At 71.6% G+C, this 3,610-nt stretch carries 6 protein-coding genes; 4 read left to right on the top strand and 2 right to left on the bottom strand.

Annotation, left to right across the window (positions count from 1 at the left end):
* On the bottom strand, positions 1-308 hold a 308-nt coding region (locus VGD85_RS16125; protein WP_331064454.1), incomplete at its 3' end, for a hypothetical protein.
* Between the two features lie 103 nt (positions 309-411).
* On the opposite strand from VGD85_RS16125, the gene VGD85_RS16120 reads away from it, so the two are divergent.
* The 4 genes from VGD85_RS16120 to VGD85_RS16105 all read left to right on the top strand — a co-directional run bounded on the left by VGD85_RS16120 (position 412) and on the right by VGD85_RS16105 (position 2,717).
* Positions 412-651: a hypothetical protein gene (locus VGD85_RS16120; RefSeq protein ID WP_331064453.1), complete on the top strand. Its 240-nt coding sequence runs from the start codon at positions 412-414 to the stop codon at positions 649-651.
* A gap of 16 nt (positions 652-667) precedes the next feature.
* Positions 668-976 carry a hypothetical protein gene (locus VGD85_RS16115; protein ID WP_331064452.1) on the top strand — a complete coding sequence of 103 codons (309 nt, stop codon included), beginning with the start codon at positions 668-670 and terminating at the stop codon, positions 974-976.
* 191 nt (positions 977-1,167) lie between these two features.
* Positions 1,168-1,773 (top strand): DUF7711 family protein, encoded by a 606-nt coding sequence (locus VGD85_RS16110; RefSeq protein WP_331064451.1) that lies wholly within the window; start codon positions 1,168-1,170, stop codon positions 1,771-1,773.
* A 119-nt stretch (positions 1,774-1,892) separates the two neighbouring features.
* Positions 1,893-2,717 (top strand): SAM-dependent methyltransferase, encoded by an 825-nt coding sequence (locus tag VGD85_RS16105; protein WP_331064450.1) that lies wholly within the window; start codon positions 1,893-1,895, stop codon positions 2,715-2,717.
* Positions 2,718-2,729: 12 nt separating this feature from the next.
* Here the strand turns inward: VGD85_RS16105 and VGD85_RS16100 are convergent.
* Positions 2,730-3,610, bottom strand: an 881-nt coding sequence (locus VGD85_RS16100; protein WP_331064449.1) for an MFS transporter, incomplete at its 5' end; no start/stop codon positions are given.

The following is a 3,610-nucleotide window of genomic DNA, read 5'->3' as shown; positions in this document are numbered from 1 at the left end:
TGCGATCCGCCGATGAGCGCCGTCCGCAACATCGGCTGCATCGAGAAGATCGGAGGGTCGAAGTTGAGTAGCCAGCACGCCGCCACCATGTAGTTCTCAGTTGCGATGGAGACGCTGGTGCGTGCCAGCGCCGAAGGCCATGGACTGAAGGGGGCAACAGCGTCGTCCTCAGCAAGAGCGCTGCCCTCCTTGGGCGTCCAGGGTTGCTCTAGTCGCGCGTGTCGTTCCAGCACCTTGGGCCACAAAGCCAGCAACCGTTCGCGCACCTGCTCATCGGTCAACCGCTCGGACACTTGCTCGCTGGACATGCGTCGTTAGTAGCACGAGAGGGGCCGGTCGCGCCGGTACTGCCCCAGCGAAGTAGGCGAGAGGTCGAGCGGCTATCCGTCCGGCAAGGACCGCGCGGAGCGGGTGGAGTCCGAGCGTTGGAAGTCGTTCACGTACGACGAGCTCGTAGCGCGCGACAAGGCCAACCTCGACATCACATGGCTGCGGGACGAGTCACTCGAGGACGCCGACAACCTGCCAGCACCCGAGGTCATCGCCCGCGAGATCGTCGAGGACCTGACTGCCGCGCTAGCCGAGTTCGAGGCCGTCGCGGCCGCGCTGGAAGCCTCGGCCAACGACGCCTCCGACGCCATGGCGGGCTGATCGTGGAGGTCAAGACGTGAAGAAGAGGCGCAACCAGCCGAATCGGGCTCATGTCCGGACCAAGCCGACCGTGAAAGAGGCGGTCCGACCGCTGCGCGTCAGCATCATCACGTCGCCAAAGTCCCAAACCGGCGGCCCCGTGCTCCATCGCGACGTCGAGCTCGTCAAAGCTGCCCTCCTCTACGCCGATGGAGATCGTGATGGACGCCGTGGCCATGCGGCTCCTCGAAATCGGGAAGCGGTGATCGACCAGGACCTGCAGCCCCTCGCCGCGGCTGTCGAGCGCTTGCAGGCAAGACTGCCGCGTCACGAAGCCGACGCGTAGCCCCGGACTCACGGAAGCGCCTTCCGGCCGATCACATCGTCAGCCCATTCCGGCGGACAGCCTCGCCGAGCCTGTCGAGCGCATCGGCGGCGTGACGCCGTATCGTCCGCGCCGCGAGCGCGCGATCCTCACTGACCAATTGGGCGACCGACCACGGTCCCGACCTCTCGCGCGCGGTGCAGACTGGCCCGATGAAGAGGGGTGCCGCACTACGCCACGTCACGGAGCTGACCCAGGAGGCTGACCGGCTCGCTCGCCTCCCCGGCGACCTCGCTCCACCGCTGTCCGAGTTGTGGATCGGAGGCGATCTGCTGGACGGGGCCGAGCATGTCGAATGGGCGCTGATCGTCGTACGACTGGACGTCCCGGCCGACGAGCTTCCGTACCTGGCGCCGCACCCCGCCGCCGCCGCTTGCGAGTCGCTCCTGAGGCTGGACAAGCGGCCGATCGACGCGAGGTGGCGGCCACGGCAGGTGCCCGCGTGGGATCACGAGGTACGTCGAGTCGCACGGGTCTGGTCCGCCCAGAGCGGACCCGACGAGCTGCTGCTGCGCGACCTGCGCACCAACACGGTCAGCGACGCCATGATCGAGACGCCTACGCCCGAGGCGTTGCGGGAGTACCTGACCGAGGCGCTGCCTCAGTGCGATCGACACCTGGGCGAGGTGCTCGACGGCTACTGGGAGCCTGACTGGCGGCGCGCCCATCGCGGCGGTGGGATCCAGCCCGAGCACCACCTGTGGCGAGCCGCCGAGGCAGTGCGCTCGATGCGAGAAGCTCTCGACGGCCTTGCGTGACCGCGGCGCACGCCGTCGAGCTCGAGCAGCCGGATGTCCATGCGTCCCCCTCCCTGGCGTGCGTGACAGGGGCCGGATCGGACGTCGACGTCCCGGCCGGGCGCTGCCATGATGGCGCGGTGGACCAGGTCTCGAGGTTCTACAGCGGCCCCGGCAAGCTCGTGGCGGCCATCGGCTCCGCCCTGGAGGCGGCCGGCCTGGACCGCACGGCCCTGCGCCCGGCCGACCTCGCTCCCGTCGACGAGTTCCACATCCGCGGCCGTGCCGCGACGCTGGAGATCATCGAGGCGCTCGACATCACGGCCGACTCCCAGGTCGTGGACCTCGGCAGCGGGCTGGGCGGACCCGCCCGCACGCTCGCCGAGCTGACCGGATGCTCGATCACCGGCATCGACCTCACGCCGGAGTTCTGCGAGGTCGCGACCGCGCTCTCCGCGTGGACGGGACTGGCCGACCGCACGCGCTTCAGGGTCGGGGACGCGACGGACACCGGGCTCCCCGACGCCGCGGCGGACGCGGCGCTCACCGTGCACGTGGGGATGAACATCGCCGACAAGCACGCGCTGTACGCCGAGGCCTTCCGGCTGCTCCGCCCGGGTGGCCGATTCGTCGTCTACGACGTCCTGCAGGGCGAGGGCGGCGACGTGCACTACCCGGTGCCGTGGGCCGCGGACGCCTCGACGAGCTTCCTCGCGACCCCGCAGGACATGCGCACGCTCCTCGCAGCCGCGGGCCTCGACGTCGTCTCGGAGGTCGACTCCTCGGCCGAGAGCCTCGCGTGGTTCCAGGAGATGCGCGACCGGATCCACCGGGACGGGCCGCCGCCGGTGACCTTCGCGGCGTTCCTGGGCGACGCCTTCGCCCAGATGGCCACCAACCAGGTCGCCAACCTCGCCGAGGGGCGCATCCGCACCGCCATGTTCGTCTGCGCGCGTCCCCACTGACCCACCGGCGCCTCACCCACCGCAGCCCGAGCCCTCGACGGCGCCCACGAGCAGCTGCGGACGGACCTCGTGGAGACCGGACCGACCCCGGGTGGGCCGCCGGCCGATCGCCGCCAGGCCGATGCCCGCGAGCAGGACCGCGCCGCCGATCACCATCCAGCCCAGAGCGCCGTACGCCGTGACCAGCGGCAGGGCGAGCAGCGGGCCGAGGATGCGCGCGATCGAGAAGCTCATCCCGAAAGCGGCCTGGTACTCCCCCTGGCGGTCGGCCGGGACGTCGCGGAGGGCCAGGTGCCAGGCCGCCGGCCCGGTGGCCACCTCACCGATCGTCATCGCGACGACCCCGCAGAGCACGGCGAGGACCGCGCCGGTCGCCGCCAGCGTCGGGACGGCGGCGTACAGCACCGAGGCGAGGGCCACGGCCGCGCCCGCCGCGAGCGCCGAGCGCATCGCGTCCCGGTCGGAGTGGACCCGCGCCGACCACGGCGTCTGCAGGGAGAACACGAGGACCGTGTTGAGCGCGAACGCCACGGCCGCCACCCACATCGGAGCCGCGGAGCGCGCGATCCACAGCGGGAGCAGCACCGACAGCATCGGGATCGTGAGCATCAGCACCGACGTGAGGGCGACGACGACCACGAAGCGGCGCTCGCGCAGCGCGCCGCGACCCACCCGCGCCCGGTGGACGCCCGCGCGTGCCGGCGCCGGCAGCGAGAAGAGCACCGACGAGCACACCAGGGCCGTGGCGGCCCCGCCCGCGAACACCGCGACGAACAGGACCGGGCGACCCGCTGCGAGCACGCCGGCGCCCACCATCGCGCCGATGCCGAACCCGCCGTTGAGCAGCGCGTGCAGCCGGGCGCGCGCCCGGACCCGGTCGGCGGGCGCGGTCC

The sequence above is a fragment of the Nocardioides sp. genome, from assembly GCF_036401255.1.
Lineage (GTDB): Bacteria > Actinomycetota > Actinomycetes > Propionibacteriales > Nocardioidaceae > Nocardioides.
The sequence above is the reverse complement of the archived record's forward strand: the minus strand, read 5'-3'. Positions and strand labels throughout refer to the sequence as shown.

Coding starts and splice junctions, on each gene's coding strand:
- VGD85_RS16110 (WP_331064451.1), top strand. CDS start 1,168: ATGAAGAGGGGTGCCGCACTACGCCACGTCACGGAGCTGACCCAGGAG.